This window comes from Auritidibacter ignavus, assembly GCF_029853775.1.
Classification (GTDB): domain Bacteria; phylum Actinomycetota; class Actinomycetes; order Actinomycetales; family Micrococcaceae; genus Auritidibacter; species Auritidibacter ignavus.
Map to the genome: position 1 here is coordinate 657,956 of NZ_CP122564.1, position 26,924 is coordinate 684,879.

A 26,924-nucleotide genomic window follows, 5' to 3' on the forward strand; every position below is an offset into this window, starting at 1 on the left:
CGGTGTCCTGGGGTGTGTCTAGCTGGCCTCGGAACTGGTGGCGGATTCGGTCTCGGCGCCGGTCTCGACATCGGTCTCGGTCTCGGAAGGATCCTGGTCGGTGCCACGCCGGTCTCGTTCGGTCACCCAGACCCGGATCTGGTCGACGCGGTTGCGTCGGGGTTCGAGGCTTTCGACCTCGAGTCGAAGGTTTTCGATCTCCACCGTGGAGGATTCGATGGGGATGCGGCCGAGATGTTTGGCAAACAGACCGCGCACCGTATCCACATCGTCGTTGTCATCCATCGACAGATCAAAAGTTTCGGTGAAATCGGAGACGGACATGGACCCGGTGACCAAAAATTCCCCCGGGGCGACCGGGGTGACATCCTCGCGGTCGTCCACATCGTATTCATCGGAGATATCCCCAACGACTTCTTCAATGAGGTCTTCGAGTGTGACCACACCGGCGGTACCGCCGTATTCGTCGATGACCAGCGCCACGTGGGTGGAGTCGCGTTGCATTTCTTGTAGCAGCGACCACACGGTCTTGGATTCGGGGACGAAAGAGATACTGCGGGCAATGTGGTCAACCCTGGCAGAGGTGTCCATCTTGGTGCGGTGGATGGCCCGGACCACGTCTTTGAGGTAGACGATGCCGAGAATGTCGTCGGGAGATTCTCCGGTGAGCGGGATGCGGGAGTAACCGGAGCGGATGAACAGGCTCAGGGCATCCTCCAGGGTGGTGCCGGTCTCGATCCAGATCACGTCGATGCGGGGAACCATCACCGAGCGCACCAGCGTGTCGTCGAGCTCGACCACCGACTGAATCATGTCGGCCTCTGACGGGTCGATAATATCGGCATCTTCGGCCCGGGAGATGAACTCGCGGAAGTGACGGTCGTGAATTTCGTCGAGTTCTTCGTCCTCGGTGTCGTCATCGTCGGTAGACGCCACCACCCGACCCGGGATGGGGCCGAGGATTTGGCGCAGGGTACGTACCAGCCGGGCGGTAAGGCGCACCACGAGAGATTCGTGGCGGGAGGCTAGATCACGCGGGGTAAACAGCAGGTGCAGGCCTGCGACCATCAGCATCGCCAGGCTGGCACACAGCATGGTCAGCCACAGGTTGTCGGTGAAGAAGTCGATGAGCATGGTGACACACAGTGCGACTCCGGTTTGGAAGAAAGCCCGCCAGAATTGCAACGCGAACAGGTGCTCTTGCAGGTGGGAGACCACTATCAGCGCTGGGTTCTTTGGTCGGGTAGCGACGATGTCTTCGGCTTGCCGGTAGGAGATGTAGCCCAGGGCGATTTCAGCCAGGGAGAGCACCCAGACCAGCCCAAAGCAGGCCAGTACCAGCAGGATCAGGATCGTTATGGTCAGCATCTGGTGTGTTATCCCTTAGTCCACGGTCGGTGCCGGTGCCGGGTAACCCAGGAATGCGGTCAGCAACCGGTCTTGGAGTGTGAACATCGTCTCGCGTGCTGCGGGGTCTTGGTGGTCGTAGCCGAGCAGGTGGAGCACGCCGTGGGTGAGCAGCAGTGCCATTTCATCGGCAGTCTCGTGTCCGCCGGCGCGGGCTTGGTCGGCGGCGACGACTGGGCAGAGCACCACGTCTCCTAACACCCCATCGGTGGGTTCCTCGGCGGTGCCGGGGGTCATGCCGTCCATCGGGAAGCTCATCACGTCGGTGGGCCCGGGCAGATCCATCCAGTCCAGGTGGAGTTGTTCCATCGGACCCGGGTCCACGCAGACCACCGAGAGCTCGGTGGTCTCTGCCAGGTGCAATGCGGTAAATAGGTGCTGGATGAGATGGTAGAGACGGTCGGTGTCTACAGGGGTCTGGGACTCGTTGAGCACATCGACGTGTGGCAGGGCGTCAGCAACGGACATGGCAGACCATTACCTTCCGGATTTCCGGGCGTTGCGTGCACTGCGGGCAGGACGCGAGGCGCCGGCGGGTTGGTGAGTTTCATAGGCGTCGACGATCTGAGAAACCAGACGGTGGCGAACCACATCCTTGCTGGATAGGCGCACGATGGCAATATCGTCGATCCCCTCCAGGTATTCCACGGCTTGGGCCAGCCCGGAGTCGGTGCCCCGGGGCAGATCGATTTGGGAGGAGTCGCCGGTGATGACCATATGAGAATTGAATCCCAGGCGGGTCAAGAACATTTTCATCTGTTCCGAGGAGGTATTTTGGGCCTCGTCGAGAATGATGAAGGCATCGTTCAGGGTGCGACCGCGCATATAGGCCAGCGGAGCGACTTCAATGGTTCCGGCAGCCATCAGGTGCGGAATGTTTTCGGGATCGACCATATCGTGCAACGCGTCGTAGAGCGGGCGCAGGTAGGGGTCGATTTTCTCGGACAGGGATCCGGGCAAATAGCCCAAGGACTCGCCAGCCTCGACCGCCGGGCGAGTGAGAATAATGCGGTTGACTTCCCGGGCCTGCAGGGCTTGGACCGCTTTGGCCATGGCCAAATAGGTTTTACCGGTGCCAGCTGGGCCGAGCCCAAAGGTCACGGTGTGCTCGTCGATGGCTCGCACATAGTCCTGTTGGTTCAGCGTCTTGGGACGGATCTGCTTCCCCCGGGAGGAAATAATCGCTTCGGTTCCCACACCGATTCGGGTACCGGAGGTGGTCGCGCCGGCGCCGAGGCCGGCCACTCCCCCGGCATGGGTCTGTGCTTGGGCGAGACCAGCCATCCGGGCCTGGTGCCGGACACCGGAGATGGTGGCTTCAATCAGCTGGGCGTCGACGGTGGTGCCACCGGCGGCGATGGAACGCAGTTCTTCGAGTACGCGGTGGGCTTGCGTCACCGCGTCGTCGGCGCCAGAGAGCACTACGGTTTGGTCACGTAGTGCGATGGTCAGCTCCGGGTAGATACCGTCCAAGACACGCAGGGCAAGGTCTTGGGGTCCCAAGCTGGCAATCATCTGCTCGGCAGAGGAGAAACTAATGGTGTTGTGGTTGGTGATCTCAGCCAAGAGTTCGGTGCACTCTCCGTCAGGGGGGTCAAGGTCGTGTTCTCAGACGTTGTGGTCAAGTCTACTCGCTTCACCGACGCGACGGTGATCCCTCACCCGGTGGCCTGGGGCGGATACCACCGGCCGAGTCGTTCATTGATCACCGCCACGGCGGCCGGGCCGGCGGTGGAGGCCCGCAGAATATGGGTCCCCAGCACGACGATGCGGGCCCCGGCATCCTGCAGTGCGGTGATTTCTGCCTGTGAGATACCACCTTCGGGGCCGACCACGATAGCGATCTCGGAGATGGCTGGCCCGTCATGGTGTGCTTGTTGCATCGCGTCGGTGAGCGCTTCACCCAGGTGCTCGGTGGCGTCTTGGTGGGTGACGAGCACCAGCCGGTGCCGGTGCTGGGCTAGCTCGGCCACGGCGGTGCCACTGACCGGATCCCTGAGCTCAGGGATCCGGTATCGGCGGGACTGTTGGGCCGCGGTGAGCAGCTGGGACTGCCATTTGGTCACGGTTTTGGCTGTCTTGTCTGCTTTCAGCCGCACGATCGAGCGTTCGGCCTGCCAGGGAATCACCGCGTCCACGCCGAGTTCGACCGCGGTGGCCACCGCCAGCAGGTCGCGGTCTGCTTTGGCCAGGGCTTGGACTAAAACCAACCGGGGTGCAGGTGCCGGTTGGTGGGTGAGTTCCTCGAGACCGACCACGGCACAGGGCCCGGAGGTCTCCACCAGTTCTCCCACTCCCCCGGTGCCGGTCCCATCGGCCACCAGCACCCGGTCTCCTGGCGTCAGTCGCAGGGATTTCACCGCGTGCCGGGTGGTTGCAGCATCCAGTTCCACCTGGTCGCCGCGGCCTGTCAGCCCCTCCAAAGCCCCGGGGGCAACATAGAACAGCTGGTGCGTCATGGCCTGCCCGCACTCACCGCCACCAGATGCTTAGTCGCGGTCACGGTTCTTTTTCTTCCGCCGGGAGAACAGGCCTTTGGATTCGGTCTGGCCGTGGACGATGTGTTCACTGCGGGCGGTGGCTAGTGCTTCCAACAGCTCGCGTTGCTTATCATCGAGCTTGGTGGGGGTCTCGACTTTCAGCGTCACCTTTAAGTCCCCGCGCCCGTTGCCACGCAACAGACCCACGCCCAGGCCCTTGAGAGTTTCGACCGAGCCGGATTGGGTGCCGGGTTTGACGCGGATCGTTTGTTCCCCGTCGAAGGTATCCAAGGTCAGCTCGGTGCCCAGGGCCGCAGCCGTCATCGGCAAGGTCATGGTGGCGGTCAGGTCAGCGCCGTCACGGGAGAACACCGGGTGGTCTCCGACTTTGATTTCCACATAGAGATCGCCCTGGGGGCCACCGGCGGGACCGGCTTCACCACGACCGGCCAGCTGAATGCGGGTGCCGGTATCGACACCGGAGGGAATCTTGATGGTCAGCGACACCCGTTCGCGAACACGGCCCTGGCCACCGCACTCGTGGCATGGGTTGGGAATGGTGTCGCCAAAGCCCCGACAGCTCGGGCAGGTTTCGGCGGTCATCACCGTACCCAGAATGGATTGAACCGGGCGACGGATTTGGCCTTGGCCGTGGCAGGTTTCGCAGGTCTGAGTGCCGGTGCCGGGTTCGGCACAGGAGCCATCGCAAACGCTACAGCGTACCGCGGTCTGTAGGTCGATGGTTTTCTCTACACCGAAGACAGCATCTTCGAGCTCGATCTTGACGTTAATCAGCGCGTCTTGGCCGCGACGGGTACGTGAGGCCGGGCCAGAACGGGCACCACCGCCACCGCCGAAGAAGGTGTCAAAGATATCGGAGAAGCCACCGAAGCCTCCTCCAAAGCCACCGGTCGCTCCGGTACCGTTAGCGTTACCGGTCATATCGTAGTTACGACGTTTGGTCTCGTCCGAAAGCACTTCGTAGGCGGCGGTGACCTGTTTGAATTCTTCGGCAGCGTCAGGTGAGGGGTTCACATCTGGGTGCAGGGTGCGTGCCTTCTTCCGGTAGGCGCGCTTAATTTCTTCTGCCGAGGCATCTTTCGATACCCCCAGAACCTCGTAGTGATCTGCCACGGTGGAGTAACTTCCTTCCAATTTACTGAGCTAAGATTTTCGACAAGTAGCGGGCGATGGCCCGTACCGCAGACATGGTACCGGGGTAGTCCATCCGGGTTGGACCCACCACACCCAACATGGAACTGCTGTTGGGGCCATAGCCGGCTGCGACGACGGAGGTCCCCGACAATGACCCCTGGTTTTCGGTACCGATCGAGACGGACAACCCCCGCACGTCTTGTTGCATTTCGGCCAGTAGCTTCAGCAACACGACCTGTTCTTCCAGTGCTTCCAACACCGGTCCGATCGAGGATCCGAAGTCGGTTTGAGACCGAGCCAAGTTGGCGGTACCGGCCAAATAGATCCGGTCGCGCTGAGTGGAGGCCAACAACAGCTGGAGCTGGTGGGATAAATCTTCGGCCAGGCGCTGTTCTCTTCCGGGCACACCGGCCAGAATGCCCGGAATCACCGAGAGCGCTTCCTGGGCAGTGAGCCCGTTGAGCTGGCGGACGAAGATGTCGCGCACCACCTGGACGTCGAGGTCATCTTCCTGATCGGCGACGGTGAACATGCGCTGTTCGATTTTCCCGGTCGAGAAAATCACCGCAACCAGTAGGCGGTGTTCGGCTAACCAGACGAGCTCGAGGTGACGAATCACCGCGGTATCGGTCTTGGGAAACTGTGCGACGGCCACTTGGTGGGTGAGCTGGGCCAGTACCTGCACACTCCGGGTCATGACCTCATCGAGGTCTTCGGTGGTGATGTCCAAGACGGCCTGCACGGCACGTTTTTCTGCTGCCGAGAGCGGCCGAATCTCGGAGATGCGGTCAACAAAGTACCGGTACCCTTTATCGGTCGGGATCCGCCCGGCCGAGGTGTGCGGGGCAACAATAAGCCCTTCATCTTCCAAATCGGCCATATCGTTACGCACCGTGGCCGAGGAGACGCCGAGGTCGTGACGATCCACCAGGGCTTTGGAACCGACTGGCTCCCGGGAGGCGACATAGTCTTCCACGATGGCCTGCAAGACTTTCATCCGGCGCGGTAGCTCGCTCATCTCACCGTCCCTTCTGCTCACCCTGTTGATGGTCGTGCGTATCTTCCACAAATTAGCACTGTCGGGCGCCTAGTGCTAATTCTAGTAGCCCGCTGTGGTGATGTGCAGTCTCACCGGCGGTGCTTCGCTGGCAGACAAACGTCCGGTGGTAGTCTCACCGGGAACCGAGTGGACCACGTCACTGACGACGTGCCAGCGAAAGGGAGTACTGATGGAGTGGGATCAGTGGGGACCAGAGACTCTGGCAGCAGATCAGGCTCGGCGGGCCCGGCAGGCCGTTGTTCCCAAGGTTCCCGCTGCTAAGAATCTGGTGGTCGAGGATGCCACCACTGGTTTCACCGGAGCGATGATCCGGCTAGAACGGGTTGGTGGGATGATCGTGGTGGTCTTAGAAGATCGTCGCGGTGCGACCAAGTCTTTCCCGTTGGGCCCGGGATTTCTGATCGACGGACAACCGGTTGAGCTGGTGATGCCGACCAAGACGAAGAAACCGGCCGAGCCGGGACACCGTCATGCTCGCACTGCCTCAGGGTCTCGTCAGGCTCCGGTAACGCGGGCGAAGGTCGCCCGCGCCTCCCGGATTTGGGTGGAAGGTGTCCACGATGCCGAGCTGGTGGAGAAGATCTGGGGCGATGATCTGCGGGTTGAAGGGATTGTGGTCCAACCGCAACACGGTATTGACGAGCTGGCCGGTGCGGTCGAAGATTTTGGTCCGGCTCCGCGACGCCGTTTGGCGGTGTTGCTGGATCACCTTGTGCCCGGGTCCAAAGAGTCGGCGATTGCCGAGCAGACCATGACGCTTCCCGGGGCTCAGGGCAATGTGCTGATTGTGGGTCATCCGTATGTCGATATTTGGCAGGCGGTCAAGCCACAGGTGATTGGCCGGCAGCAGTGGCCGGTCATCCCGAAGGGCCAATCCTGGAAGGCCGGGATTCTCGAATGGTTGGGGCTACCGCACAAGGATGCAGAGGATATAGGGCTGGGTTGGAAACAGATTCTGGCCCGGGTGAGCAACTACGCGGACTTGGAACCGGCATTGCTGGCCAAGGTCGAACAAATGATTGACTTTGTCACCGTGGAGCCCGCCTAGCTCTCGGACCTGATCGTGTTCTTTACACGAAATTCAGGTTGTCCTCCTATACTGATGGTTGAATTCGCCCGGATTCACCTGACGAAGGGACCGGACGTGATGGCATAAAGCTGAGACAGTAGCTGTGACAGCTCGGAGAGAAAAGGTGGAACTCGTGTCCCAGTACTCGGGAAATACTTCTGGCCCCCAGCAGAATGAGACGTCAGAGCCGAAACCGCTGACTCCCTCCGAGGACCGTCAGTGGGCCGCTGTCGCACATTTTGGTGCCATTTTGATGTTCATCCCCTCACTGGTGATCTACTTGGTCTTCCGCGAGCGTGGCCCCTTCACCGCCCAAGAATCGAAGGAAGCCCTGAACTTCACTTTGCCATTGTCGGTGGTGGCTATCGTGCTGAACGTTTTGTCCTTGTTGCCGGTGATCGGCGCGATCTTCGCTGTACTGACCGTGTTGATTTGGCTGTTTATGACCGTTTCCGGTGTGGTGGCCGGTATCGAGGTCAATAAGGGTCGCCCCTACCGCTACCCGGTCAACCTGCGCCTGATCAGCTAGTCAGCTAGATATCGGCCAGCTGGCGGGTGATGGCATCCCCCAGTAACCGTCCGTGTAGGGTCGGCACTAAGCGACCTCTCTTCACAGCGCCTGGTTCTAATAATCCCTGTCGCAGTAGCTCGGGAATCTGTTCTTGTTCTGTTGGACTCAGCTCTGAGATGGCGAGTCCTTCGGAAAGGCGGATCCCGAGCATAATATTTTCCAGGTGGCGTTCTGCCTCATCGGGTTGTTCCATCCCAACCGCGGCAGGCACCCCCGAGCTCAACCGTTGCGCATAAGCCAGCGGATGCTTGGCATTCCACCACCGGATGCCGGCTAAATGCGAGTGAGCTCCGGGGCCCGCGCCCCACCAGTCCTGATTACGCCAGTAGGCCAGATTGTGTTCTGCCCGATGCACTCCGGTGCCTTCCGGATCATGAGCCCAGTTGGAGATTTCATACCAGCGGTACCCCGCCTGGCCCAGTAGCTCCTCGGCCATCACGTATTTATCGGCCTGGTCGTCCCCGTCGGTATCGGGGTAGGTGCCACGCCGAATTTGGGCCGCCAATTTGGTGCCTTGTTCAACGATGAGTCCGTAGGCAGACAGATGTTCCGGGGCCTGCTCAATGGCGACCTCAAGGCTCTGTTGCCAATCTGCCAGGCTCTCCCCCGGTGTGCCAAAGATCAGGTCGAGGGAGACCTCCAGCCCGGCCTGTTTTGCCCAGACCACCGCCGGGGGAATATTGGCCGGGGTGTGTGACCGGTCGAGGACTTTCAGTACGTGGCCGACCGCCGACTGCATGCCCAGCGACAGCCGGGTGAATCCTCCCTCGGCCAGTTCGGCGATCGAATCCTCGGTAACGGTATCCGGATTGGCCTCGGTGGTGATTTCCGCCTGCGGTTTGATACCGAAGAGCTCCCGGGCTCGCTCAACAATCCGGACCAGGTCTGTGGCAGGCAATAGTGTCGGCGTCCCGCCTCCAAAATAGACGGTATGAATCGGCCGGTTCGGAATGCCCGAAGCATCCATCCGCTCCCGGGCCATTTCCAGTTCCTGTAAGACCGTTGTGGCGTAGGTGTCGTGGGAGGCTCCGGGCCCAAAGTCGGTGGCCGTGTAGGTGTTGAAGTCGCAGTACCCACACCGGACCGTACAAAACGGAATGTGCACGTACAACGAGAAGGTCCTGGGTGTTCCCGCTGTCAGCGACTCGGAGATGCGCTGACCGACGTCAGCGGGAAACAGCGGGGAGTCAGGAACCCTGTAGCCCTGCAGGTCAACGTGTGGCACGAGATCGTCAGGCCTCCTGGAGGCTTAGTCGCCACCGTCGGTGGACAGAGCAGCAATGAAAGCTTCCTGTGGCACTTCCACGTGGCCGACCATCTTCATCCGCTTCTTGCCTTCCTTCTGCTTCTCCAACAGCTTCCGCTTACGCGAAATATCGCCACCGTAGCACTTGGACAGCACATCTTTGCGGATAGCCCGAATATTCTCGCGGGCAATAATCCGGGAACCAATGGCTGCCTGAATGGGCACCTCGTACTGCTGACGCGGGATGAGCTCTTTGAGCTTTCCGGTCATCTTGACCCCGTAGGCGTAGGCGTGGTCACGGTGGGTGATCGCTGAGAACGCATCGACCGTGTCGCCTTGAAGGAGCACATCCACCTTGACCAGGTCCGCTTCTTGGTCGCCATCGCGTTGCCAGTTCAACGAGGCGTAGCCCCTGGTCCGGGATTTCAGCTGGTCAAAGAAGTCGAAGACAATTTCGGCCAACGGGATCCAGTACCGGATCTCGACACGCTCTTCGGACAAGTAGTCCATACCTTGAAGCTGTCCGCGCTTACCCTGGCAGAGTTCCATGACCGCACCGATAAATTCGCTGGGCACAATCACGGTGGCTTGCGCCATGGGTTCACGCACCGACCGGATCTTGCCTTCGGGAAACTCTGAAGGATTGGTGACATCAACTTCGGTGCCGTCTTCGGTAGTGACCTGGTAGACCACGTTGGGCGCGGTAGAAATCAAATCCAGGTTGTATTCGCGTTCCAGACGTTCGCGCACAATCTCCAGGTGGAGCAATCCCAAGAATCCGACACGGAATCCGAAACCGAGCGCCACCGAGGTTTCGGGCTCATAGTTCAGCGCAGCATCGTTGAGCTTGAGCTTATCCAGGGCATCACGCAGGTCCGGGTAATCCGAGCCATCAATGGGATACAAACCGGAGAACACCATCGGCTGAGGCTCCTCATAGCCACTAATCAGGTCCTCGGCCGGATCGTGGGCCGAGGTAATGGTGTCACCGACTTTGGATTCGCGCACGTCTTTGACGCCGGTAATCAGGTACCCGACTTCACCGACCGACAATCCCTCAGCTTGGATGGCATCGGGTGAATACACACCCAGTTCCTGGAGTTCGTAGGTACTACCGGTGGCCATCATCTTGATCTTCTGGCGGGGTTGGAGTTCGCCGTCGACCATTCTCACGTAGGTAATCACACCACGGTAGCTGTCATAGACCGAGTCGAAAATCATCGCCCGGGTGGCCGCATCGTGATTGCCCTCAGGTGCGGGGGTGGACCGGACCACTTCATCGAGCAGTTCTTCCACGCCTTCACCGGTTTTACCCGAGACGCGGAGTACGTCGTCGGGTTCCACACCGATCAGGTTGGCGATCTCTACCGCGTAGCGGTCGGGATCAGCTGCCGGAAGGTCAATTTTATTAAGCACCGGGATAATGGACAGCTCGTGTTCCATCGCCAAATACAGGTTGGCTAGCGTTTGAGCTTCAATCCCTTGGGAAGCATCAACCAGCAGAATCGCCCCCTCACAGGAGGCTAGAGAGCGGGAGACTTCGTAGCTGAAGTCGACGTGCCCGGGGGTGTCGATCATGTTCAGCACGTAGTTGGTGCCTTCATAGGCCCAGGGCATGCGCACGGCTTGGGATTTGATGGTAATCCCGCGTTCGCGTTCAATGTCCATCCGGTCCAAAAACTGGTCTTTCATCTCCCGGGGAGTCACCACGCCGGTTTTCTGCAACATCCGGTCGGCCAGGGTAGATTTACCGTGGTCGATGTGGGCGACAATGCAGAAGTTTCGAATCTGCACCGGGTTGGTCGACCCAGGACGGGGCGGATCAATAGCCTGTGGCGACAAGGGCAACATCCTTCATCGATGACAATGAATAAGGTCTAATGGTCTATTGTCTCATGATTGCACCAGGGTGCCAGCCAGTGTATGTGCTCAGTGCCACCGCACACCACGAAGAATCCGCACGCTGTTGCGTGGTATGATGGTCAGCTGTGTGTCCGCGTAGGTCGACGGGCACCCTGTGTCGAGCTTTCCTAGGTGCCCCCACACCGCTCAGTCGCTCGGGATAGGAAACTCCCTCAACCGACCAATCCTCGACAGAAGTTAGGACCATTTCCGTGGCCAATATTAAGTCGCAAAAGAAGCGTATTCTCACCAACGAAAAGGCTCGTCGTCGCAACAATGCGTACAAGTCCGAGCTGAAGACTCACCTGCGCAACCTCGATGCAGCCGTTGAGTCCGGTGATAAGGAAGCCGCCTCGAAGGCTCTGGCCGTAGCCAGCCGTAAGCTGGACAAAGCCGTGAGCAAGGGTGTCATTCACAAGAACCAGGCCGCAAACCGCAAGTCCGGTGCTGCCGCCAAGGTTCAGAAGATGGACGCCTAATCTAGACGTTTAAGTCTGCACATCTGGCCGGGGACCTCGCGATCGCGTGGTCCCCGGTTTTGTTTAACGCTAGTTACCGTCTGAGCTGGTAAGACGAAAGAGCGCGAGACCCTGTCGATAAAATCCGATCTGACTCATGAATCCCCCACAGAAATATATGACTTCTCGTCCCTCACATCTCAGCACCTCAACGAGATCGCTTTGAAAAAATCCGGTTGCTTTCGTTATGATTTAGTTCACATTAGTCAAGCTATCTAGACAGGCCTACGCGACACATCCAACGTTGAATCGCCGGCCCGCAAATCATCTCGTCACTCGCTCTTGAACAGAGGACCGCTATGACAACTCAACAACACGATCCGGAGCCAAAAGTAGCTTCCGCCGATAGTGTAGCTACCACGCCGAGAGACGGACGCTTGGTACGGTCACTCCAATGGCTTGAGAAGATCGGCAACTATCTGCCGCACCCGTTCTGGCTGTTTATAGCGTTAGCCGTTCTTGTCCTTGTCCTTTCGGCCGTTCTTGAAAGCGTTGGCCTCAGTGCTGTGAATCCGGCCGACGACGAGCACGTAGCTGTCCAATCGTTGCTCAACCCCGCGGGTTTTCAGCGGATGATTGAAGATGCGATAGCTAACTTTGTCGAGTTCCCGCCACTTGGCATCATCATCACGGTCATGCTTGGCGTGGCTGTCGCCGAAGGCTCGGGACTGATTAGCAGTGCAATTCGGGTCATTGTTTCTCGTGTCTCGACCAAATGGCTCACATTTACTATCGCTCTGACTGGCGTCACCGGTTCTGTGGCCTCCGACGCAATCTACGTCATTTTGATTCCTTTAGCAGCCGCCGCGTTCAAGGCCGCCGGTCGCTCCGCAGTGCTCGGCGCAATCGTTGCCTTCGGTTCAGCCTCGGCGGGATACAACTCGTCACTACTAATTACTGCAGTGGATCCCGTCCTGGCCGGTATTAGCACGAGTGCAGCTCATATTATTGACGATGAATACGTCGTGTCCCCAGTTGCCAATTACTTTTTCTCTATGGCGTCTGCCGTAGTCCTCGCCACCCTGGTCACCCTTGTTGCTGAACTCTTGCTGGTGAAAATGACTCGGCGCTTCCGTGACGAAGAAGATCGAGCAGGAGGCGCGGCGACCGCAGTACTCCAAACGGGTCGGGATACAGATGCAGATACTGCGATCGATGACGACGAATCGCTACTGACGTATACGAAGAAAGAAGTCCGTTCTCTGGGATGGACAGCACTTGCTATCGTGCTCTTCCTGGCTATCTATTTCGCTCTACTGTTCATACCAGGTTCTCCGATGCAGGCTGAAAGTGGAGATGCGCTGGACTCTCCGTTACTTACCGACATCGCGTTACCAATCGCACTGGCATTCTTCGTCGCCGGTGTCACCTATGGCCTGGTGAACGGAACTATACGCAAACTACACGATGTCCCGGACATGATGGCCAAAGCGATTAAAGAACTGGCACCCATCATTGTTATCTTCTTTGCGGCAGCACAATTCATCGCTTACTTCAGATGGTCAAACATGGGCGAGGTAATGGCCATTAACGGTGCAGAGTTCCTGTCGCAGGCCAACTTGCCGACAATCGTCCTCTTTGGCGGAGTGGTGTTATTGGTCGCGGCGCTAAACTTCTTTATCACCTCCGGATCTGCTCAATGGACACTCATGGCACCCGTTTTGGTACCTATGCTGATGCTGATCGGGATTTCTCCGGAAGTTACTCAGATGTTGTTCCGCATCGGTGACTCGCCCACCAATATCATTTCGCCGATGAGCCCGTATTTCGCCCTCGTCTTAGGGTATCTGCAACGGTACTATCCGCGTGCCGGAATCGGCACACTGATCTCCATGACCTTGCCGATCTCTATCGCGTTGCTAGTCGGCTGGTTCCTTTTCTTTATGGTCTGGTACGCCATCGGAATTCCCCTAGGCCCCGGCGTTCCCGTCCGCTAACGTTTGATTACCGCCAGCCCACAGGAAGGCTTCTCCCGCGATGCCCGCCACGACGGATGCCGTTGAGAACTACATCAACTCACACCAACAGGAATTTATCGACGACCTCAGAAGGGTTGTCACAGCGGAAACGCCCAGTAACGACAAAGCCCTGCTGGATAGTGGTCTCGAAGTGATTCGCCATACTGTGATTTCCCGTACTGGAGAACCTGACGCTGAATTCAGGAATCCGCACACCGACTACGGCGATGTCTTGAAGCTACACTGGCACGGTCGTACCGCCGAAGACCACACTGATAGCATCCAGCAAGCAGTACTGGTGCTGTGCCATTACGATACGGTGTGGCCACAGGGCACGATCGATGACTGGCCACTCAAGGCCGACGGAGACAAACTTTCTGGTCCCGGAGTCTTGGATATGAAGTTCGGGATCATACAACTCGCCTGGGCGATCAGAGCAATGAAAGCACTCGGGCAGGCGTTCCCGCCCGTCACGTTATTACTCACGGGGGACGAAGAGATCGGATCGCTCTCATCGCGGCACTTGATCGAGGACGTGGCATCGAGATCGAGACTCACTTTAGTCACCGAGCCCAGCGCCCAGGGGCATCCCAAACATGAACGCAAAGGCGTGATGTTTGCGGATGTTAGGGTATATGGGCGCCAGTCGCATGCGGGGTTGGAACCAGAAAAAGGTGCCAACGCTATCCACGCGCTCGCGACAATAATCAGCGATATCACCAGTCTCGCCGATCCCGAGCAGGGTACCACCGTCAACGTGGGAGTTATCAATGGTGGCACAGGACGCAACGTCGTTGCAGGATTCGCCGAAGCTCTCGTGGATATTCGAGTGACCACGCTCGAGGAACAACAACGAATTAATCGCCAGTTACCAGCGCTAAAATTACCTGAACCTTTTGCCAGTGATGATCGGCTCTCCCTCGAGATTGAGATGGGCGCAGGCGATAGACCACCGATGACGCTCAATCCCGCTTCTGAAAGGGCGCTCTACCGTGCACTAGAAGTAGGCAAGAGGCTGGGCAGAGAACTTTCACCGAAGGCCGCCGGTGGTGCTTCTGACGCCAATTTTGTCGCCGCACGTGGCTTGGCGGTGATAGATGGTCTTGGAGCCGACGGCGAAGGACCTCACGCATTTCACGAGCATATCTTGATCTCCTCCATCGCTCCGCAAACTGCGCTTCTCGCGGGTATTATTCAAGGCCTGGGCTAGAGACAGCTTTTGAGCGACACCTCATAAATTTTGTCAGCCTATTCCGTGTCACGTTTCTCAAGCTGGGTAGCAACCATGGCAGCCAAGAGCGCTGTTCGTGGCGCAATATACTCCACCAGAGCGTGCTCGTGATCAGCGTGTGCTCCTGCACCGCACGCCCCCATTCCATCCAAAGTGGGAATCCCTTGGGCGGCGGTAAAGTTGCCATCAGAGGCTCCTCCCACACCGACTCCCTCGAATGGCTCTATGCCCAACGTCTCCGCAATCGTCTGCGCTTGGGTTAGAAGATCGGCGCCGGTGCTACGCTCCATTGGCGGACGATTGACGCCACCTAGAACTGTCACCGTTGCCCCAGGAAGCGGAGACACGAGCTGGCGCATTTCGGCATCGACACGGTCTTGCTCTTCTCGGGTCGGGGTCCGGACATCAACGGTGACTTGAGCAGAAGCGGGGACGGTGTTGGGCGTGGTTCCGGCCTTGATAATGGTTGGTGTGACTGTAGTCCCCTGGTCAGGATCACTCATGCCGGCAATCTTCGGCACCAGCAGAGCCAAAGCAAGACCCGCATTGATGCCCTGCTCAGGTTCAAGACCCGCGTGAGCGGCTCGCCCTTTAACGGCAACGACATAATCCGATGTGCCTTTACGAGCAATCTTCAGCGACGTCTCAAAAGCGCCTTCGGTAACGAAAACTGCCGTCGCATTCTGGCTCTCTGAGAGAATGAGCTCCTGCGATGTTGTCGAACCCACTTCTTCATCTCCTGTCACCAGAATGCAGAGACCATCGAGATCCACTCCCAATTCCTGCAACATGGCTGTGGCATGAACGGCCATGACCACGCCGGTTTGCATGTCAAGAGAGCCAGGGCCTCGAAGCTTGGAACCATCATTGCTAAAGGGAATGCGTTCCAGGGTCCCCAGGGGCCACACCGTATCTTGGTGAGTCAGGATGACGACTTTCGGGTTGCCTGCTCCGAAACGTAGACGCAGGTGCGTAACACCATCGACCTGGAGGGTTTCCACGGTGGCACCCAACCGTTGAGAAATAACCTCAGAAACAGCTTCAGCACCACGAGCCACAGCTTCCAGGTCCGAGGAAAAAGACTCGACCTCTACCAACTTCTGAATATCACGGAGCATGTCCGCGAGCCGCGATGACGCGGATTCAACGAGGGAAGGTGAAATAATTGACATAGGCAAAACAATACCGAAGATTCTCTCACGAACGCCCCCTGCTTTCTCTCCGCTCCAAAAACCTTCGGGCGCTTCCGCAGTAGCTCGCCGAACAGCAACATAAACCCGGCTTCAGGTGGAAACAACGACTTTCCCGAGAAGTTCTGGTGCAGTGGAATCAACCGGGCAACCGCGAAACCGCGTGGACTGCTATCCATCAGAGACCACAGGCCATGGAAACACCCGGCACTCTTGATTCGATCACCTCATTCCGAAAAGGAGTCTTCCGCCATTTCCGCGATCAGCTCCCAAGGCAGGTGCTCCCTCACGTGTCCGCACCGACCGCGACAAGGCCTGATCAACACGTCGTCGGCAACTTGTTGGACAAGGTCAGCATCAGCTCCAAGTGCTTCCGCAATCCATACGAGTTTCTCAGCGCTCTGGAGACGGTTATGAGTCTTCTTTGCTGATAGATCCGGTCTTCGCCTAACGTAGGCGCCAAAACCGGTCGTTGTTTGGGAAGCGAACCACTCAGTCATATGCTCTCGTTGAAAGGTCCGCCAACGGCCTGTCCTCTGGCGATTGGTTTGCTCAAAAGAATCTGATATCGGGAGGGGCTCAGGTAACCGAGCTAGCAGCCCTGCAAATTCTCGCACGTCAAAATCGATGTCTTCCAGAGACTCTCTCTCGATACTCGACCATCAACCATTCGCATAGTCTGCTGGTGTGTTCTGATGAAATTCGGGAAATAAAGTAAATAGTGTGCACCGTTGCCCTGCCCGGCGACACCGCCCTGGGGAACCGTGACGACTCGGGAGGCCACATGGATTTCCCGCACCGGTTTGTCGAAGTTCTCATCTAAAATGAACGAGGGCCAACCACATGACTCGGATGCGGTCCACGACAACAGGGGCAGGTATTTCACGGGGTGAAGACCAGCATGACGAAGACTAAGCCGTGGGAAGTCTTTCATGTCTTCCTCAGACTAGGACTCACCTCTTTTGGCGGACCTATTGCTCACCTTGGATATTTCCGAAATGAGCTAGTGTCTCGCCGGCGGTGGATCAGTGAAGAGCACTACGGACAGCTGGTCGGGCTCTGTCAGTTCTTACCCGGCCCTGCCTCAAGCCAGGTAGGTTTCGCTTTGGGATTCATCCGAGGTGGCTACCTGGGAGCGGTAGCAGCTTGGACGGCGTTTACCCTGCCCTCGGCACTATTGCTCGTGTTATTCGCCATCGGCGCCGTGAATTTGGACGGTGCGATCGCAGAAGGTCTCGTCATCGGCCTGAAGGCGGTGGCCGTTGCTGTGGTCGCACACGCTGTGTGGGGCATGGCAAAATCCTTAACACCTGACCTGCGGCGCATTCTCATCGGGATCGTTGCCGTCGCCCTCGTCTTAATCCTCCCCTCGAATATCGGTCAAATCGGCGCCATCGTGGCCGGAATCATTGCCGGCGTCATCTGGTGCCGTCACCTGGTTCAGACACAGCCTGCCCCACTCAGCGTGGAAATCTCCAAATACGTGGGCATCATCAGCGTTGTACTCTTTGCGGTCTTGCTGTTCGGCTTACCAATCATCACTGCCCTCTGGGACGACCCCTGGGTGAGCTTGACGGACGCGTTCTACCGTGCCGGTGCCCTGGTCTTCGGTGGCGGCCATGTCGTCTTACCCCTACTCCAAGCCGAGCCTGCGGTCACAGAAGCAGTCAGTCAAGATCAATTCTTGGCCGGTTACGGTGCGGCCCAGGCGGTACCTGGACCGTTGTTCACGTTCGCAGCATTCCTCGGGTTCGAGATGGGATCCGGTGGGAGCGCATGGCTGAGTGCAGCCCTGGCACTGGTCTCCGTCTTCCTTCCAGGTATTCTGCTTCTGTTGGCTACCCTGCCATTTTGGTCCAAGATTCAGCAGAACCAGGTGGCCCGTTCTGCCGTTCTCGGGGCCAATGCTGCCGTTGTCGGCATCATGACAGCCGCGCTGATCACTCCCATCATCACCGAAGGGATTACCGGATATGCCACACTGATCATCGCCGTGGGGTGTTTCGCCTTACTACTGTTCGCCAAAGTCCCAGCATGGTCGGTGGTGCTCATCGGTGGATTGGTTGGTGTGGTAGCTTCGGTGACCGATGTGGGGCTGACCTGGGTCTAATTGCGACCCCCGTTATCGCGGTATGGGCTGTGAGACGGGGAAGCAAACTAGTGCCAGTTTTTGGACCTCGGGGTGTTGCGAATGGTGACGTGGTGCATGGCCTCCGGACCAATCGATTCAAAGTGCACTACATACGGCAGTCTGTGACGACTGCTTGATTGCTCTCGTCAACAGGTGGTCTAGTGTCTGACGTTATTGACCGAAATGGTATCCGTACACGTCTGCAGAAAATGGCTGTTTTCTGGCGGGATCGAATCAACCAATGGCGTGCAGAGGGCACCGAGTCAGGAACACAGAAACGCTATGCCCAGCAATTCTGGTCAGACCTGATGAAGTGTTTCACTTCTTTTGGTCCGGTGTGGTGATCGGTAAGGCAAAAGCCCGACGAGACTCATAGAAAGCCCCCAGGTAGTAAGGGGTCGTGCCTCACAGAATAATCCCCGCGAAATCTTTCTCCCGGGCCACCAGGCACGACGACGAGGGGGTCATGGTCGACAAGGACGTATCTATGAGCAGCCGAATCGAGATCACGAAGAACTACGCCACCGCCTACACGCAAGCGCCGAAGAAACCTAAAGCCGCGATCCTCGATACCGTCACCGAACTCACCGGGTGGAACCGCGACCACGCCCGCCAGCAACTCACCCGCCGTACCCGGCAACCCCAAGGACGCGCGACAGCCACAGTCGCGGTCATCGACAGGCCGAAGACGAAGGCCCGCAAATACTCCTACGACGCGGTCAAGATCTTGCCATACGTGTGCTCGATCGCCGGCGGCATCTGCGGTAAGTACCTCGCCGCAGCCATGAAAGGCCTACTGGACTGCCTCGAAGCCCACCCACCTGATCCCGGGCAAAGGCCGCTACAACCACAGCGTGCGTGCCAAGCTGTTGGCGATGAGTCCGGCGACCATCAACCGGTACCTCAAACCAGTCCGTGACAAGGATCCCCTGCCTGGGAAGTCAGCGACGAAGCCCGGGAGCCTACTGCGTAACTCCATCACCGTGCCCAAGGCCGGTGACGAACTCGACGACGAACCCGGCTTCTTCGAAATCGATACCCTCGCCCACTGCGGCCCGACTCTCAACGGCGAGTTCGCCCGCTGCGTGAACGACACCGACATGCACACCGGGTGGGTCTATACCCACCCGATGAAGAACAACGCCTCGACCCACGTCGTCGATGCCTGCACACAACTCGTCAATACTGTGCCCTACCTGGTGACCGGACTCGACTTCGACAACGGGTCCGAGTTCATCAACCACAACCTCATCGACTGGGCCGCTGACCGCAAGATCTTCTTCACCCGGGCACGCCCGGATACGAAGAACGATCAGGCCACCATCGAATCGAAGAACAACCACTTCATGCGCCGGTACGGGTTCTCCTACCGCTACGACACCGCGACCGAGCTACAGCTACTGCAACGCCTGTGGCCGTTGGTCAACGACCGCCTGAACTTCTTCACTCCGAGGAAGAAACCGACCGGGTATTCCACCGATCATGTCGGCCGGCCGCAAACGCGTCTACAACTCTCCCGAAGACACCGTATCAACGATTGCTGGATTCCGGGATCCTCAACGCCCAGCAGAAACAAGAGCTTCAGAAGTACCGGGCAGGTCTGGATCCGGTCGGCATGGCTGCCGAGATCGATCAGATCCAGCAACGGTTGATCAAGCTCGCTGCGGGCAAGACTGCGAGACTTGAACGCCAGATCGAGAAAGCTCAGGCCCAACCGGATCCCGCGGGCATCAAGGTCCACCACACCCGGGCCGGCTCAGACCCCGGTTAGCGGGGAAAATATGTGTGAGGCACGACCTGCAATTCCCGGGGATCTTGACATGAGGCACTCCGGGGTCCCTTGATCGCTAGGTCAGTCTTCTCCGGTGTCGTCTGGGTCTGGTGGCGGGCGGCCCGGTAGCAGACTCTCCACGGTGGCCCATTTGTCTGCTTCGGCAGCTTCGAGCACTACGGCTAAGAGTTCCGGGTCTGATCTGCGCAGGCGGTCGTATCCACGGCCTTCGGCCAGCCACCGGGCCGGGGCTGACTCGGTATCGTCGATGATGTCCTCATCGGTCTTGTCGTTGACGTCGAACCTGTCTTTGAGTCCCCGGCTCCAGGTGATCGCCCGCCGGCCCTTGGTTCCTGCAACGTACTCACCCCATAGCCGGCGGCGTTACCCCGGCCGATGCTTGCGATCGCCTTGCCGATGCCCTTGACACCGGCGATGATCGCCTCGGCGGCCAGATTCGCTTTGAGCACGTCCCCAAAGACGCGGGTCTTATCCCCGGTGTCGTCCATCTCGTCACCGAGATCATCGACTGCGTCCTCCAAGTGCCCGGCGTCCTTGGCAGCGTCTTTCGCGTCATCGCCTGCCCCGTCGGGCTCGTCACCGAACTCGCCGAGCGCATCGTTGTTGGCCTTGAGTTCTTTTTCTAGCTCGTTGAGCTCAGCTCCGGCGTTGTTGAGCTGGATCTGCCAGTTCTTCGTGCGCGAATCGTTCTCCCCGAACGACTCGGCCGAGTTCTCCAGCGCGGCCTTGAGTGTTTCGATCTTGGCCTTTTGGGTCTCGATGTCTTTAGCCAGCACCTGGTTACGAGCCGTGAGCGCATCCGCACTGGTGGCGTTCTTCCCGAACTGGGAAGCCACCAGTTTCATCTCCGAGCCCAGCACCCGCATTTCACGGTTGATGTCGGTGATGGCCCGCTTGAACTCGCGTTCACCTTCCAGACCGATCTTGAGACCAAACGAGCTATCAGCCACGGTGAAGGTCACCTCCTCGAACTAGAATTAGGTAGTGGGAATCGTCCGCGATGCGAGGGAGCACAACGTGAGTGACACCGATATTGATGTGCGCCGGTTCGCGAAACTGCTTGCAAAGCTGGATGCGCATTTGCCGATTTCTGATGCTATGGAACAAGCCGATCCACAAAAGAATGGGCGCTGGTGGTCCTCGCAGCGTGAACACATGGCGGAGTGGTTCGCATCGCAAGCGACGACCGGCAGCGGAGCGTTCATGCGGAAAGAACCGAATGTGTCGGCGAAAACGACCTATAACCGGCTTCAACACCCCGAAGGGCTGGTCTGGATTGCTGAGGCGCTCGGAGCCGATACCGATCTGGTCCAGCGTGTGGCTGACGAAGCGTTGACGATTCCCAGACGTTCCCGCAGTGCATTTGTTCGCTCGCACCTACCGTGGGAAATGATCGCGCAGCTGGCTAAATCCCGGCTGGGATGATGTCGTCGATGAACCACACCCGTGCTGGTTTCGCTCGTCCTGTCTCGATCCGCCAGCAGTCCACCAGGTCCAGGAGCTCGCCGAAGACCATCAGGCCCACCTCGTCTTGTCTCAGGCCGAGGTGGGCTAAACCGATGTAGGTCAGGCGGGTGAACACTGCCTGGTCGGATTCGACTATCCGTCCGCTGAAGCATCGTGCGAGGGATGAGATGGGTGACTCCGGTCCAATTTCGCAGGGTCGCTTTCTTCCGCCCGTTGGCCGTGCCAATCATGAGGAAAAGTTGTATTGTTCTGACCACCACTGGTGTCTATCTCTCCCCGTTACATTTATTTATAGGTCCTTCTAGGATATTTCTTAGGTCTATCTAAGGAGCTGGTCGCTGGCTCTGGTATGGCTGTGTTGCCCTGTCATTTCATGGTCCGGGGGTGTTGCCGCCAGAGGTCCAGGACGCGCGTTGACTTCTCATAGGGATGCGGCCCAAGCAGTGTGTTGAGGTTTCTTCGTCACGTGGGTGCAAGCATCGGGTGTCATGATCACAGCGGCCTTGCTACCAGCAGTGAGCAAGACTGCCATGACAACAACCGACGATGTGATCCTGGGGCTAGACGTTGGTAAAAGCGCACAATACGGATGCGCCCTGACAACCACCGGCGAGAAACTCTACGACCGGGAATTACCGCAAGACGAAACCGCATTGCAAGACGTCATCGTTCAGCTCCAAAGGCACGATTCAGTGCTGGTGGTGGTCGATCAGCCTAACACCATTGGTGCCTTACCGATCGCGGTGGCCCGAGACTGTGACGCCACCGTGGCATACTTGCCGGGCTTGGCGATGCGCAAGGCCGCTGATCTGTATCCCGGCCGGCCCAAAACTGATGCCCGGGACGCGTTCATCATTGCTGATACTGCCAGAACCATGCCCCATACGCTACGAGCCGTGGATCGGGAATCTGATCTGTTCTCGGCGTTGAAAGTGCTGGCTGGGTTTGATGATGACCTGGCTCGGGAATGTACCCCAGCCATCAACCGACTACGATCGTTGCTGGTGCACATTTACCCGTCACTGGAACGAGTCTTCACCGGCACCGTCCTCACACGGCCCATTGTCCTGGAGTTGTTGATTCGGTATCACGGACCCCACGGCCTGCAGGCTGCTGGCAAATCTGGGGTAAAACGCTGGGCGAAAAATCAGGCCCGCAAAGACCCCTCCGCGTTGATCGACCAGATCTTCGCGGCCCTAGCTGAGCAAACGGTCACCGTGCCTGGAACAGCTACCGTGGAACTGATCATTCCCAGGATGGCCGCCCAGATCAAAGAGCTCAAAGCTCAACGCGCTCTGGTGGCCACCGAGGTGGAAGCGATGGTCGATGCTCACCCTCTTACCCAGGTCTTGATTTCTATGCCAGGAGTCGGAATCAAGACCGCCGCCACGATCCTGCTCACTGCAGCAGACTTCAGCTCCTTCCCCACCCCAGATCACCTGGCCACCTACGCCGGCATTGCTCCCGTAACGCGTCGCTCTGAGACCTCGATCCGAGGTGAGTTCCCGGCCCGCTCTAGCAATAAACAACTCAACAACGCCTTATTCCGATCCGCATGGGTGGCCTCCTGCCACGACCCGGTATCGAAAGCCCACTACAACAAGAAACGCGCAGAAGGCAAGAAACATAACGCCGCAGTGATCTGTCTGACACGCCGCCGCCTCAACGTCATGTTCGCCTTGGTCCGAGATGGCAACTTCTATCATGCCGCCCCAAACAAAGTTCCCCAAGCAGCTTGACTTAAAGCACAGGGGACACCCCCCATTTTCCAACTACGGTATCCCGCGTTTTCGTGTGGGGTATTTCCTCCTGTACAAGATCTGCTGGATGTGTTTTCCAGCACAGATGCCTGATAGTTAATGTAACATCGGTTACATCACGGCACGAGAACCACCGCTTGTAGAAAGGTCCGCGTTGACAATTCCCAAGAGTTCGCCGAAACGACTGGATCCGTCGACTGCCGCCGAGATGCTGTCCATTCCGCACGATGCTTCGCCGAGTGTCATCGATCAAGCTACCGATCGAACCGTCGAACTTATTTCCGCCGAGGGGCGAAAGTCTCAACAACATCATGTTCGTGATGCTCGCCGAACTCTAACTGACCCCGAGTGGGCAGCCCGCGAACGAGTAACTCTCGGTTACGCCGGGTTCGCCGCGCTCCTGCTCACAGAGGTCGCCGCTTTTGTATGCGCATTTCAGCTCATCACCGGCTGGGACGCTTTTTTATCTATAATCCCCGAGGACGTCACCCCACCGGAGAACATGGTTTTCGCACCACTGATTCTCAACATCCTCTGGTTTGCAGCCATCATTTGGAGACCTTTGTCTCCACTAGGTGGCCGGAACCAAGCAAGAAAGCTATTCTGGAGCGCTCTTGGCCTAGCACTCGTGGCAGACTTGGTGGTTGCAACCTCCGTTGTCTTCTCAGACGTCGATACACCGTATGCGTTCTCACCATTTATCACCATCGTGATCGCGCTCGTGCTGTGCACCACACTTGACTTGCTCGCCAAGAACCGAGAAGAGAAAGGTGGATTCCCGTGAATATCACAACACGCATCGCTCATCTTCGACAATCCATCGGTTCACTGGCAGGACAAGCTCACGTTGCCCAAACAGATGCTGAAAAGCGAATCTCCGCAAATCGTGCTGAAGCCAGCGAACAGCTCCAGCACGCAATCCAAGACGCCGAGGCCGTCTATCGATCAGGTGAAATTTCTGCCACAGCTTCCCGCGAGAACGCGGTCGCACGATTACTCAGCGAACTACGAAAAGCAGACCCATCGTCCCGTGTTCGAGACATTCCTGAGAATGGAGGAGTCCGTGCCCCAAATCCCCTTACTCGGGTTGGGACCATTCACGGACAACGGGGGGATGAGGCCCCGCTCAGCATTCCTTTGATCGATAGTTCAGGGGTCGTTATCAGTTCAACCCAGCAGACACGCGAACTCGCCCTACAGCTAGTACGGTCTGTGGTCGCCGATGTCGTCTCCCAAATACCCGCCCTACACCTGCGGCTGAGTCTCTTCGACCCCAATGTCAGTAGTGAACTCGCCGATTTCGGACCCCTCAAAGACGCACGACCGCAAACCGCACCGAAGCCTATGTCAGAAGTGCACGAACTACGCCAGCGTTTGGGCGAGATCTTTGCGCACGTACAAGAAACGGCGTCCATGCTCAAACAAGTACAGTCCCCATCGTTGTCTGAGTATTGGAAAACACTCGATACCCCTGAAGGCGAATACCACGTGCTGGTTTTGCTCGACTATCCAGCGGGACTCGATAAAGAAGGAGCACAGCGACTGGCCAAGTTCAGTCACGTTGCGAATAAGGGAGCGTTCCTCATTGTCTTGCGCACGCTGGACCACGATATGGACGAAGATCTCGTTACCGCCGATGAGAAGATCCTTTCCGGCTGTGAACACGTTATTGTCCATCCACATTCGATAGAGATTGCCGGATACCCTCCCTCTGACCGATTTCAGACTCACATTTCCTACGACTCGACGGCTGTACGAGATGTCGTGAAGGACGCTGTTAGAACCGCCCGGGAGGCAAAAGGTCCGGTCATTCCGCTTCAGTCGGTGCTCCGGGATAGTGATGTCGAATTCTGGCAGTCGAGTGCTATAGACGGTCTCGAAACCGTCATTGGCAGATATCAAAAAGAGCCACTGATCGTGCGACTGCGTGGCGCATCGCCGCCGATCGCTAATATGCTGATCGGTGGTGCTGTCGGGCAGGGCAAGTCCAATCTCCTGCTTAATATCGTCTACGGATTGGCCTACGCGTACCCGCCTGAGGAGCTCGAACTCTATCTGTTGGATTTCAAGGAAGGTCTTGAGTTCAAGAAGTTCGGTCCCGACAAGAATGGGGAAAACTGGCTACCCCATGCCTCTCTCCTGGGCCTCCACACGCGTCAGGAAGATGGACTTATAGCGTTGCGTAACATCCAGCAACGGGTCGAGAAGCGAAAAAGACTCTTCCAAAACGCCGGAGCTGAAGACTACGAAACCTACCGCCGTATGGGCCATGAGATTCCCCGATTGGTCGTCGTTATCGACGAGTTCCAAGTACCGTTCTCGGGGAATAACGCTCAGTCCGAAGAAGCTGTCACACTCATCGAGCAGTTGTCCAGGCAAAGTCGTGCCACAGGCACACATCTTATTTTGGCCTCGCAAGCTCTGTCCGGAATCGAGGCACTTCACAGCAAACGGGATTCGGTTTTGGGACAGTTTCACGCGCGCCTATCGTTGAAGAATAACGCGAGCGAATCTGAGATGTTCTTCTCTCACGAAAACAGAGCTGCCGCGGACTTAACCTATCGTGGCGAAGTCATACTCAACGAGAATATCGGCGAAGATGTCGATAAAAATAAACGGGGAATATGTGCCCTCGCCGACCGATCGTTCATAGCATCTCTTCAGACCCATATGTGGGAGCAGTCTGCTGGAGGAATACGCCGTTATCCGTTTAGGTTCACCCCTGACAGTTACATGCCGTTCAGCGCACACGGCAAGTTGGACCTTGAAACCGACGATCCCGAAGATATCGTTCTCGACCTGGGCCGCCAGCTTAGCGTCGAGGAGCAGTCGGCGACCTACACGATGAACGATGATGTTAATCAAGCATTGGCTGTTGTTGGAGCCAGCGGTGGTGAAACCGCTGGCATCTTGGCGGCCGCGGTCCGATCTCTCTATCTCGCGCGCCCCCAGGAACAAATCTTCGTGGTCAACGTTGATTCTGCAACCCGCCCTGCCTGGCTCGACGGTCTCGAAGCCCGTGAGCCCGCACTCGCTCGTCAGCTCAGGTACATCGCACGGGAGCAGGCCAGCGAATTTGTTGCGGACTCACTACCAACGATGCGCGATGCATCCATCATCATGCTCGGTCTGCAGAAGATTCGTGGTCTTAGCGACCGCCTGAACTCAGATCCGGATAGTTTTACGCGACTCGATCCTTCTGACTTCCTCGCAGAGCAGATTGGCGACACACCAAGCACCAATCTCCGGTTTGTTCTTCGTTTCGGGAGCATTGAGTCGGTCAAGTCGGTTTTCGGGTATCGCGGTAATGTCATCGGCTGCTATGCGCTCGTCAACCAAGACAAAAACACGCTGCTCGACGTCACACAAGAATATAACTTCCCAATACCGACTGACTCACCACGTTTCGTGTTGCACTCTCGGGGCACCGGAGGATCGACGTTGACTGCCGTGCCCTATGAAGCCCCCTTGCTGAAGGAGACGAATTGATGAACGGTGGATCACTGACGAACGCAGAAGCCGTCGCCCGTTACCGGACGCTGGTTGAGAATTTACTGAAGGAAGATTCATCCTTTGAACGCCAGATCTCCGGGCATGACAAGACACGAACGTCCTCGATCCACACGGCGCAACACGAGCATGATTCCCAAATGCGGCGGCTCGAGGAAACCTCAGCCCGGGTGAAAAAGATGTGGCAGGACACTGTCGACTTCGCGGAAGGCACCGGATCCGAAGCGACCCCGCCACAAGACATTATTCGTTTCGAAGACAGTAATCGTATCGACAACGAGCGTGAGCGGTTAAGGCAGGAGTGGGAAATCGTCAGTCGAGATCACGCCCAGCTGGAGGCGATCCAACGTTTCGATGACGAAACCCGCAGTTCCCGCATCATAAACCGGGTTCTCTTGCTGATGGCAATTCTTACTCCCACGATCGGAGCTGTTGTCGTTCTGATCAGAGCCGCACTCATGTACTTAGGAGGATAGT

Annotated in this window: 25 protein-coding genes; 14 read left to right on the forward strand and 11 right to left on the reverse strand. The window is 57.8% G+C overall.

The genetic code is table 11. The annotated features are described in order from the left end of the window. Window positions 1-18: 18 nt before the first annotated feature. The 6 genes from QDX22_RS02915 to hrcA all read right to left on the reverse strand — a co-directional run bounded on the left by QDX22_RS02915 (window position 19) and on the right by hrcA (window position 6,060). Entirely contained in the window at window positions 19-1,368 is a 1,350-nt protein-coding gene (locus QDX22_RS02915) for a hemolysin family protein (protein ID WP_110098386.1), read from the reverse strand. Between the two features lie 15 nt (window positions 1,369-1,383). Then, entirely contained in the window at window positions 1,384-1,875 is a 492-nt protein-coding gene (ybeY, locus tag QDX22_RS02920) for an rRNA maturation RNase YbeY (protein ID WP_110098387.1), read from the reverse strand. 9 nt (window positions 1,876-1,884) lie between these two features. Next, window positions 1,885-2,922 carry a PhoH family protein gene (locus QDX22_RS02925; RefSeq protein WP_279718172.1) on the reverse strand — a complete coding sequence of 346 codons (1,038 nt, stop codon included), beginning with the start codon at window positions 2,920-2,922 and terminating at the stop codon, window positions 1,885-1,887. A 143-nt stretch (window positions 2,923-3,065) separates the two neighbouring features. Next, on the reverse strand, window positions 3,066-3,866 hold the full coding sequence (locus QDX22_RS02930) for a 16S rRNA (uracil(1498)-N(3))-methyltransferase (RefSeq protein WP_110098388.1): 801 nt from the start codon (window positions 3,864-3,866) through the stop codon (window positions 3,066-3,068). A 30-nt stretch (window positions 3,867-3,896) separates the two neighbouring features. Further along, the gene (dnaJ, locus tag QDX22_RS02935) at window positions 3,897-5,021 is read right to left on the reverse strand and encodes a molecular chaperone DnaJ (protein ID WP_110098389.1); all 1,125 of its coding nucleotides are present in this window, start codon (window positions 5,019-5,021) and stop codon (window positions 3,897-3,899) included. Between the two features lie 22 nt (window positions 5,022-5,043). Further along, window positions 5,044-6,060 carry a heat-inducible transcriptional repressor HrcA gene (gene hrcA, locus QDX22_RS02940; protein WP_110100535.1) on the reverse strand — a complete coding sequence of 339 codons (1,017 nt, stop codon included), beginning with the start codon at window positions 6,058-6,060 and terminating at the stop codon, window positions 5,044-5,046. A 211-nt stretch (window positions 6,061-6,271) separates the two neighbouring features. On the opposite strand from hrcA, the gene QDX22_RS02945 reads away from it, so the two are divergent. Then, window positions 6,272-7,150, forward strand: a complete 879-nt coding sequence (locus QDX22_RS02945) for a DUF3097 family protein (protein ID WP_279717984.1) — start codon at window positions 6,272-6,274, stop codon at window positions 7,148-7,150. Between the two features lie 154 nt (window positions 7,151-7,304). After that, window positions 7,305-7,700 (forward strand): DUF4870 domain-containing protein, encoded by a 396-nt coding sequence (locus QDX22_RS02950; protein WP_233487865.1) that lies wholly within the window; start codon window positions 7,305-7,307, stop codon window positions 7,698-7,700. A gap of 4 nt (window positions 7,701-7,704) precedes the next feature. Here the strand turns inward: QDX22_RS02950 and hemW are convergent, their stop codons facing one another. Both hemW and lepA read right to left on the reverse strand, forming a co-directional pair. Further along, the gene (gene hemW / locus QDX22_RS02955) at window positions 7,705-8,967 is read right to left on the reverse strand and encodes a radical SAM family heme chaperone HemW (protein ID WP_425248470.1); all 1,263 of its coding nucleotides are present in this window, start codon (window positions 8,965-8,967) and stop codon (window positions 7,705-7,707) included. A gap of 24 nt (window positions 8,968-8,991) precedes the next feature. Then, window positions 8,992-10,830 (reverse strand): translation elongation factor 4, encoded by a 1,839-nt coding sequence (lepA, locus tag QDX22_RS02960; protein ID WP_279717985.1) that lies wholly within the window; start codon window positions 10,828-10,830, stop codon window positions 8,992-8,994. Window positions 10,831-11,102: 272 nt separating this feature from the next. On the opposite strand from lepA, the gene rpsT reads away from it, so the two are divergent. From rpsT to QDX22_RS02975, 3 genes are all read left to right on the forward strand, one after another. Next, window positions 11,103-11,369 carry a 30S ribosomal protein S20 gene (gene rpsT, locus QDX22_RS02965; protein ID WP_110098392.1) on the forward strand — a complete coding sequence of 89 codons (267 nt, stop codon included), beginning with the start codon at window positions 11,103-11,105 and terminating at the stop codon, window positions 11,367-11,369. A 338-nt stretch (window positions 11,370-11,707) separates the two neighbouring features. After that, the gene (locus QDX22_RS02970; protein ID WP_110098393.1) at window positions 11,708-13,345 is read left to right on the forward strand and encodes an AbgT family transporter; all 1,638 of its coding nucleotides are present in this window, start codon (window positions 11,708-11,710) and stop codon (window positions 13,343-13,345) included. 40 nt (window positions 13,346-13,385) lie between these two features. Beyond that, on the forward strand, window positions 13,386-14,576 hold the full coding sequence (locus tag QDX22_RS02975) for a M20 family metallopeptidase (protein WP_279717986.1): 1,191 nt from the start codon (window positions 13,386-13,388) through the stop codon (window positions 14,574-14,576). 38 nt (window positions 14,577-14,614) lie between these two features. On the opposite strand, the gene QDX22_RS02980 is transcribed toward QDX22_RS02975, so the two are convergent. Further along, window positions 14,615-15,715 (reverse strand): M20 family metallopeptidase, encoded by a 1,101-nt coding sequence (locus tag QDX22_RS02980; RefSeq protein ID WP_233242892.1) that lies wholly within the window; start codon window positions 15,713-15,715, stop codon window positions 14,615-14,617. A gap of 973 nt (window positions 15,716-16,688) precedes the next feature. Between QDX22_RS02980 and chrA the strand changes: the two genes are divergently transcribed. The 4 genes from chrA to QDX22_RS03000 all read left to right on the forward strand — a co-directional run bounded on the left by chrA (window position 16,689) and on the right by QDX22_RS03000 (window position 19,689). Next, window positions 16,689-17,897 carry a chromate efflux transporter gene (gene chrA, locus QDX22_RS02985; protein ID WP_110100529.1) on the forward strand — a complete coding sequence of 403 codons (1,209 nt, stop codon included), beginning with the start codon at window positions 16,689-16,691 and terminating at the stop codon, window positions 17,895-17,897. Between the two features lie 508 nt (window positions 17,898-18,405). Continuing rightward, complete coding sequence (locus QDX22_RS02990) at window positions 18,406-18,837, forward strand: hypothetical protein (RefSeq protein WP_243857332.1); 432 nt, start codon at window positions 18,406-18,408, stop codon at window positions 18,835-18,837. Then, window positions 18,794-19,570: an integrase catalytic domain-containing protein gene (locus tag QDX22_RS02995; protein ID WP_279717987.1), complete on the forward strand. Its 777-nt coding sequence runs from the start codon at window positions 18,794-18,796 to the stop codon at window positions 19,568-19,570. Before QDX22_RS02990 ends, QDX22_RS02995 begins: the two co-directional genes overlap by 44 nt. Further along, the gene (locus tag QDX22_RS03000) at window positions 19,534-19,689 is read left to right on the forward strand and encodes a hypothetical protein (protein ID WP_279717988.1); all 156 of its coding nucleotides are present in this window, start codon (window positions 19,534-19,536) and stop codon (window positions 19,687-19,689) included. The genes QDX22_RS02995 and QDX22_RS03000 overlap by 37 nt, the downstream gene beginning before the upstream one ends. Window positions 19,690-19,871: 182 nt before the next feature. Here the strand turns inward: QDX22_RS03000 and QDX22_RS03005 are convergent, their stop codons facing one another. Further along, the gene (locus QDX22_RS03005; RefSeq protein WP_279717989.1) at window positions 19,872-20,660 is read right to left on the reverse strand and encodes a hypothetical protein; all 789 of its coding nucleotides are present in this window, start codon (window positions 20,658-20,660) and stop codon (window positions 19,872-19,874) included. Between the two features lie 67 nt (window positions 20,661-20,727). On the opposite strand from QDX22_RS03005, the gene QDX22_RS03010 reads away from it, so the two are divergent. Beyond that, entirely contained in the window at window positions 20,728-21,135 is a 408-nt protein-coding gene (locus QDX22_RS03010) for a hypothetical protein (RefSeq protein ID WP_110098399.1), read from the forward strand. On the opposite strand, the gene QDX22_RS03015 is transcribed toward QDX22_RS03010, so the two are convergent. Continuing rightward, window positions 21,116-21,292: a hypothetical protein gene (locus QDX22_RS03015; protein WP_014320299.1), complete on the reverse strand. Its 177-nt coding sequence runs from the start codon at window positions 21,290-21,292 to the stop codon at window positions 21,116-21,118. The genes QDX22_RS03010 and QDX22_RS03015 overlap by 20 nt on opposite strands. Before the next feature lie 415 nt (window positions 21,293-21,707). Between QDX22_RS03015 and QDX22_RS03020 the strand changes: the two genes are divergently transcribed. From QDX22_RS03020 to QDX22_RS03035, 4 genes are all read left to right on the forward strand, one after another. Continuing rightward, complete coding sequence (locus tag QDX22_RS03020) at window positions 21,708-22,916, forward strand: IS110 family RNA-guided transposase (RefSeq protein WP_279717990.1); 1,209 nt, start codon at window positions 21,708-21,710, stop codon at window positions 22,914-22,916. A gap of 175 nt (window positions 22,917-23,091) precedes the next feature. Beyond that, complete coding sequence (locus QDX22_RS03025; protein ID WP_110100527.1) at window positions 23,092-23,721, forward strand: hypothetical protein; 630 nt, start codon at window positions 23,092-23,094, stop codon at window positions 23,719-23,721. Then, window positions 23,718-26,426, forward strand: a complete 2,709-nt coding sequence (locus QDX22_RS03030) for an FtsK/SpoIIIE domain-containing protein (RefSeq protein ID WP_110110188.1) — start codon at window positions 23,718-23,720, stop codon at window positions 26,424-26,426. The genes QDX22_RS03025 and QDX22_RS03030 overlap by 4 nt, the downstream gene beginning before the upstream one ends. Then, window positions 26,426-26,923: a hypothetical protein gene (locus tag QDX22_RS03035; protein ID WP_110098401.1), complete on the forward strand. Its 498-nt coding sequence runs from the start codon at window positions 26,426-26,428 to the stop codon at window positions 26,921-26,923. Before QDX22_RS03030 ends, QDX22_RS03035 begins: the two co-directional genes overlap by 1 nt. Window position 26,924: the final 1 nt, after the last annotated feature.